Below are 6,210 nucleotides of genomic sequence, written 5' to 3' on the forward strand. Positions count from 1 at the left end.
GCCCGCCCCGGCGTCCGCACCGCGCGGCCGTCGAGCAGGATCGCGCCGCCGTCGCCTACGGCCGCCGCCGTGTAGAAGCGCTTCACGGCAAGGCTTCGAGCAGCGCCACGAGCTCCGAGGCATGGCCGGCGACGACGTCCGCGCCGCCGCCGCGCAGCTCCTCGGCCGAATGATAGCCCCAGGCGACCCCGATCGCCGCCGCCCCCGCCGCCTTGGCCATCCCCATGTCGAAGCTGGTATCGCCGATCATCGCGGTCGTCTCCGGCCCCGCGCCCGCATCGGCCATCGCCTGCCGCAGCATCGCGGGATGCGGCTTGGAAGGGTGGCGGTCGGCGGTCTGCAACGTGACGAATCGCGGATGGAGGCCATGCTTGTCGAGGACCGCGGCCAGGCCCCGATCGGACTTGCCCGTCGCCACGCCGAGCAGCCAGCCGCGCGCCGCCAGGCCGTCGATCGCCTCGACGATGCCCTCGTACAGCGGCTCCTCGGCCAGCCCCTGCTGGCGCAGCGCGAAGAAGCTGTCCTTGTAGGATTGCGCGAGCAGGGCATGCGTCTCCGCCGCGCCCTCGGGATGCAGCACGCGCATCGCCTCGATCACCGAAAGCCCGATGATCGACCGCATCGCCGCCCGCCGCGGCGGCGCCACCCCGCACGCCGCGAAGCCTGTTTCCAGCGCGGTGCAGATCGTCGCCTGCGAATCGACCAGAGTGCCGTCGCAATCGAACACCGCGAGCCGGTTCATGCGCCCGCCGCCATCGCGCGCGCCACATCGTGGCGGCCCAGCGCGGTGAGCGCCGCCTCGACGCCGGCCCGCTCCGAAGCGCTCTTGTTCTGCCCCAGCTTGGCGACGCCGCGCAGCAGGGGCGCGTCGATCGCGAAGCCGACGATGCCCTTCAGCAGCGCGCCGTTCCGCGCGGGGCTGAGCTTGGCCATCGTCCACGCGGGCTTGGGGGCGAGCAGCGCCTCCTGCGCGGCGCTCAGCCGGTCGAGCTGGTCGATCAGGTCGGCCTCCCCTAGCCGCCGCGCTATGCCCTCGATCTCGACCAGCCGGTAATTCCACGTCGGCACCTGATCCTCGGTTCCGTACCAGTCGGGACTGATATAGGCGTCGTCGCCGACGACCGTCGCCAGCGCCGGCGCGCCGTCGAGATGCGCCGTCAGCCGGTTCGCGCGGGCGAGGTGGAAACGGATCGATCCGTCCGCGCCGATCGCCAGAGGCGCGTGCGCGGCGACGGGCCTGCCATCGATCGCGATGCTGATCTGGGCGAAAGCGCGCGTGGCGACGAAGGCGCGCAGTTCCGCGTCATGCGCCCAGGCGAAGGCGCGGCTGGGATGCGTCACCGGCTGCCCCTGCTGCGCCGTTCTCCCTTGCGATCCTTGCGCCGCGCCTTGGCGGCGGCGCTGATCGCTTTCTTCTTGCCCTCGGGGGTTTCCGAGAATTTGGGCTGGTCGAAGGGCATGCTGTCGCCCAGCGTCCGATCGAAGCCGAGCAAGGTCAGGCTTTCGTCGAAATGCGCCGGCGGCTCGGCCGCGACCTCCAGCACCCCGCCACCGGGATGATCGACGCGCAGGCGGCGCGCGTGGAGGTGCATCTTGCGGCTGACCCCGCCGGTGAGGAACGCATCCTGCCCGCCATATTTGCCGTCGCCGACGATCGGGTGGCCGATCGCGGCCATATGGACGCGGAGCTGGTGCGTCCGCCCGGTATGGGGCTGTAGCTCGACCCAGGCGGCGGTATTGCCCGCGCGCTCGACGACGCGATAGCGGGTGCGCGCCGGGCTGCCCTCCTTCTCGTCGACGTGCATCTTCTCGCCACCGGTGCCGGGCTGCTTGGCGAGCGGCAGCTCGATCATGCCGTCGGCGATCGAGGGCACGCCCGTCACCAGCGCCCAGTAGAGCTTGCGCGCGGTGCGGCTGGAGAAAGCCTTCGAGAAATAAGCGGCGGCCCCCGAAGACCGCGCGAGCAGCAGCACGCCGCTGGTGTCCTTGTCGAGCCGGTGCACGAGCTTGGGGCGGCCCTCCGCCTCGAACTGGAGACCGTCGAGCAGCCCGTCGAGATGCCGCTCGGTCTTGGTGCCGCCCTGCGTCGCGAGGCCGGGCGGCTTGTCGATGACGATCGCGGCGCGGTCGCGATGGAGGACGAGGCCCTGCACGAACGCCTCGTCCTCGGGCGAGAGCGGCGGGCGGTCCTTCTTCGGGCGGGCGGCGGCGGGCGCCGGGGCTTCGAGCGGGGGAACGCGGATCACCTGCCCGGCGGCGATATGATCGCCCGGCGCGACTCGCTTGCCGTCGACGCGCAATTGCCCCGTCCGCGCCCAGCGCGAGACGATGTTGAAGCTGGCGTCGGCCATATGCCTGTGGAACCAGCGATCGAGCCGGATACCGTCGTCGTCGTCGCCGACGGTGAAGGAGCGCGCCTCGCCGCTCACGCCAGCGCCCGCACCATCAGCAGCCCCGCGAACAGCGCCAGCACCGATCCCACCACCGATGCGAGCGCATAGCTCGCCGCGGTCACGGGCTCGCCGCGATTGATCATGTTGACCGTCTCGAGGCTGAACGCCGAGAAGGTCGTGAAGCCGCCGAGGACGCCGACACCCAGGAACAGCCGCAACGGCTCGCTGTTCGGCCCCATCAGCGGCGGCCGCGCCAGCGTTCCCGCGAGCACCCCCATCAGGAAGCCGCCGACGATATTGACCATCAGCGTGCCGAACGGAAAATCGGGCCCGAGATTGCGCAGCGCGATGCCGCCGACATGATAGCGGAAGCCCGCGCCGATCGCGCCGCCGAGCATGACGAGGATGAGGGGCGGAAAGCCGGGCATGCGCTGCCTGTAGCGGCGCGCATCCCCGGCGTCATCCCGCTCTGATGCTCAACCGAACAACAGCGCCCAGAGGATCATCAGCAGCCCGACCGTGGCGATCATCCAGACGATCGAGCGGATCTTGGGAATGCCCGCGGCATAGAGCGGCAGGTAGATCAGGCGCCCGAAGAAATAGAGCGCCGCGCCATATTCGGTCTTCCAGCCGAGATGCCCCGCGGCGATCGCGCCGAGCAGGCCGCCGATGAACAATGGCAAGGTCTCGAACAGATTGGCCTGCGCGCGCGCCAGCCGCCCGGCGAGCGGGTCGAGCGGCGGCATCGTCTCGTCGCGCGGGCCGGCGTTCCAATCGATGCCATATTGCTTGGTTCGCGCCTGCCCCGCCGCGCCGATCTGCACCAAAGCGAGGACGAGGGTGGCGCCAAGCCAGATCAGTTCATGCGGCATCATCATTCTCCCGTGATATCGATCGAGCCGCGGCTGCCGCCGCTCTCCGGCGAAATCGCCAGCGCGAACTTCTTGTCGGCCTTGGTCGCGGCCAGCCCGCCGTCGCCGCTGATCGGGCTGATCGTGTAGCCGGCATCGGCGGCGGCCTGACGATAATAAGCCAGCACGGCGGCGGGATCCTTGGGATTGGTGAAGGTCAGGTGGACGCTGCCATGATCGTCGCCCGCCTTGCCCTTGTCGATATCCTTGTCCTTGCCGAGCACGTCGACCGTCCTGATCTGCGTATCGGGGGCGAGCTTCATCCCGTCGATATCCATATGCCCGTTCATCATGAAGCCGGGGATCGAGACCTTGGCATCGAAGCCGGGGATGTTGAGCGACATCCGGCCGCTGCCCTTGTCGTCCTTGGTCATGCTGATGTGGACGTCGTTGCCGCTCTTGGTATCGGCGTTCGAATGCACGTCGCAACCGGCGATCAACAGCATCGGCGCAAGCATCAGGGGCAGGAAAACGCGCATCACGGGCTCCTTTGGGCGGCCACCATAGCCGCACCTGTATTGCATTGCCAATACGCTTGCCTTGAAGATTTGGGCGGATGTTGTCTCGGATCGACCGTCACCCGCCGCACAGCCGACTCGATCCGGCGCTTTGAGGATTCGCTGTGCAGCATTTTGCTTGAATGCTTGAATCGATTGTGATTCTGTCCGGCGATGGCGCGCCGTTCCACGCTCTCCGTGATCAAATCCGCCGCACTGCCTGCGCTCGCGCTGTTCGTGATCGCCGATTTCGCGGCCTTTGCGATCTTCGGCCCCAACGGCCTGCTGTCGCTCGCCGGCTATCACCAGCAGAAGGCCGAGAAGATCGTCACGCTCGATCGGCTCAAGGCCGAACGCGGCCGCCTCGAGCATCATGCCGCGCTGCTCGATCCCCGCCACGTCGACCCGGATTATGCCGACGAGATCGTGCGCCACGAGACCGGGCAGGTCCGCCCCGACGAAGTGATCATCCCGAGCAATTAGCTTGGAGGCTTTTGCCTCCGACAAGCGTTGCCGCTGCTGTCGATCCACGCCTATAGGCTAAGGGTCTAGCGCATTCGCCCGCGACGGGAGCTTTCATCTTGGCCAAGGCCGCTGCACGATCCGCCTCCATCCCCACGGCCGCCGCCGCGCCGCCCGCTTCCAATCGCGAGCGCCCCGCCGAACCCAGGCGCTTCGAGGGCAGCAAGGAGGAGCTGCTCGAATTCTACCGCCAGATGCTGCTCATCCGCCGCTTCGAGGAGAAAGCGGGGCAGCTCTATGGTCTCGGGCTGATCGGCGGTTTCTGCCACCTCTATATCGGGCAGGAGGCGGTCGCGGTCGGCCTCCAGTCGGCGCTGGAGCCGGGCAGGGATTCGGTCGTTACGGGCTATCGCGATCATGGCCACATGCTCGCCTACGGGATCGATCCCAAGCTGATCATGGCCGAGCTTACCGGGCGCGCCGCCGGCATCTCCAAGGGCAAGGGCGGCTCGATGCACATGTTCAGCGTCGAGCATAAATTCTACGGCGGGCACGGCATCGTCGGCGCGCAGGTCTCGATCGGCACGGGCCTCGGCTTCAAGCACAAATATGCCGAGGATGGCGGGCTGGCGCTGGTCTATTTCGGCGACGGCGCGGCCAACCAGGGCCAGGTCTATGAAAGCTTCAACATGGCGGAGCTGTGGAAGCTGCCCGTGATCTTCGTGATCGAGAACAACCAATATGCGATGGGCACCAGCGTCAACCGCGCTTCGGCCGAGGACCAGCTCTACAAGCGCGGCGAAAGCTTCCGCATCCCCGGGCTCCAGGTCGACGGCATGGACGTGCTCGCGGTGCGCGGCGCCGCCGAGACCGCGCGCGAATGGGTGAAGGCGGGCAAGGGGCCGATCCTGCTCGAGCTCAAGACCTATCGCTATCGCGGGCATTCGATGTCCGATCCCGCCAAATATCGGTCGCGCGACGAGGTTCAGTCGGTCCGCGAAAAGAGCGACCCGATCGATCATCTCGCGCGCGAGCTCGGCGCGATCGGCGTCGGCGAGGATCGGTTGAAGGCGCTCGACAAGGAAATCCGCAAGATCGTCGCCGATGCCGCCGCCTTCGCCGAGGAAAGCCCCGAACCCGATCCCGGCGAACTCTACACCGACGTCCTCGTCGATACCTATTGAGCGAAGCTTCGATGCCCACCGAACTCAAGATGCCCGCGCTTTCCCCGACGATGGAGGAAGGCACGCTCGCCAAATGGCTGGTCAAGGAAGGCGATGCGGTCAGATCGGGCGATGTCCTCGCCGAAATCGAGACCGACAAGGCGACGATGGAATTCGAAGCGGTCGACGAGGGCACGCTTTCGAAGATCATCGTGCCCGAGGGCAGCGAAGGCGTGAAGGTCGGTACGGTGATCGCGCTGATCCAGGGCGAGGACGAGGATGAGCTTTCTCTCCCCAAGCAGGGCGAGGAAGATCAGGTCGAGCAGCCCTCCGATCAGAAAACGGAACCTGAAGGCGAGAGCGGCAAGGAGGAAGCGCCCAAGCAAATGCCGACCGGCGCGCGCGATCTCGTCGCCGCGGTCGCGCATACGCACGAGGATCCCGAGGCACCCGCCGGCACCGAAGTCGTCAGGATGACGGTGCGCGAGGCGCTCAAGGAGGCGATGGCCGAGGAGATGCGCGCCGACGATCGCGTCTTCGTGATCGGCGAGGAGGTCGCCGAATATCAGGGCGCCTACAAGGTCACGCAGGGGCTGCTCGACGAATTCGGGGCCAAGCGAGTGATCGATACGCCGATCACCGAATATGGCTTCGCGGGCGTCGGCACGGGGGCCGCGATGGCGGGGCTCAGGCCGATCGTCGAGTTCATGACCTTCAACTTCGCGATGCAGGCGATCGATCACATCATCAATTCGGCCGCCAAGACCAATTATATGTCGGGCGG

Annotated in this window: 9 protein-coding genes; 3 read left to right on the plus strand and 6 right to left on the minus strand. The window is 67.4% G+C overall.

Annotated features, from left to right (window positions below):
- Positions 1 to 82: 82 nt before the first annotated feature.
- From HUU94_RS02170 to HUU94_RS02195, 6 genes are read right to left on the minus strand one after another with little or no spacing between them, the layout of a single operon-like run.
- Positions 83 to 742 carry an HAD-IA family hydrolase gene (locus HUU94_RS02170; RefSeq protein WP_174273483.1) on the minus strand — a complete coding sequence of 220 codons (660 nt, stop codon included), beginning with the start codon at positions 740 to 742 and terminating at the stop codon, positions 83 to 85.
- A complete protein-coding gene (locus tag HUU94_RS02175) occupies positions 739 to 1,341 on the minus strand; it encodes an FMN-binding negative transcriptional regulator (protein WP_174273484.1) in 603 nt (200 codons plus the stop codon). The genes HUU94_RS02170 and HUU94_RS02175 overlap by 4 nt, the downstream gene beginning before the upstream one ends.
- Positions 1,338 to 2,429 (minus strand): RluA family pseudouridine synthase, encoded by a 1,092-nt coding sequence (locus HUU94_RS02180; RefSeq protein ID WP_174273485.1) that lies wholly within the window; start codon positions 2,427 to 2,429, stop codon positions 1,338 to 1,340. Before HUU94_RS02180 ends, HUU94_RS02175 begins: the two co-directional genes overlap by 4 nt.
- A complete protein-coding gene (crcB, locus tag HUU94_RS02185; RefSeq protein ID WP_254601878.1) occupies positions 2,426 to 2,821 on the minus strand; it encodes a fluoride efflux transporter CrcB in 396 nt (131 codons plus the stop codon). Before crcB ends, HUU94_RS02180 begins: the two co-directional genes overlap by 4 nt.
- A 48-nt stretch (positions 2,822 to 2,869) precedes the next feature.
- Positions 2,870 to 3,265 (minus strand): MAPEG family protein, encoded by a 396-nt coding sequence (locus HUU94_RS02190; protein ID WP_174273491.1) that lies wholly within the window; start codon positions 3,263 to 3,265, stop codon positions 2,870 to 2,872.
- 2 nt (positions 3,266 to 3,267) lie between these two features.
- Positions 3,268 to 3,783, minus strand: a complete 516-nt coding sequence (locus tag HUU94_RS02195) for a hypothetical protein (protein WP_174273486.1) — start codon at positions 3,781 to 3,783, stop codon at positions 3,268 to 3,270.
- Between the two features lie 192 nt (positions 3,784 to 3,975).
- Here HUU94_RS02195 and HUU94_RS02200 point away from each other — a divergent pair, with 192 nt between their 5' ends.
- The 3 genes from HUU94_RS02200 to HUU94_RS02210 all read left to right on the plus strand — a co-directional run.
- Positions 3,976 to 4,284 (plus strand): FtsB family cell division protein, encoded by a 309-nt coding sequence (locus tag HUU94_RS02200; RefSeq protein WP_174273487.1) that lies wholly within the window; start codon positions 3,976 to 3,978, stop codon positions 4,282 to 4,284.
- Positions 4,285 to 4,382: 98 nt separating this feature from the next.
- Positions 4,383 to 5,447 carry a pyruvate dehydrogenase (acetyl-transferring) E1 component subunit alpha gene (gene pdhA, locus HUU94_RS02205; protein WP_174273488.1) on the plus strand — a complete coding sequence of 355 codons (1,065 nt, stop codon included), beginning with the start codon at positions 4,383 to 4,385 and terminating at the stop codon, positions 5,445 to 5,447.
- An 11-nt stretch (positions 5,448 to 5,458) separates the two neighbouring features.
- A partial coding sequence (locus HUU94_RS02210; RefSeq protein ID WP_174273489.1) for a biotin/lipoyl-containing protein occupies positions 5,459 to 6,210 on the plus strand: 752 nt, incomplete at its 3' end.

The organism is Sphingomonas bacterium (genome assembly GCF_903644055.1).
GTDB lineage: Bacteria > Pseudomonadota > Alphaproteobacteria > Sphingomonadales > Sphingomonadaceae > Sphingomonas_I.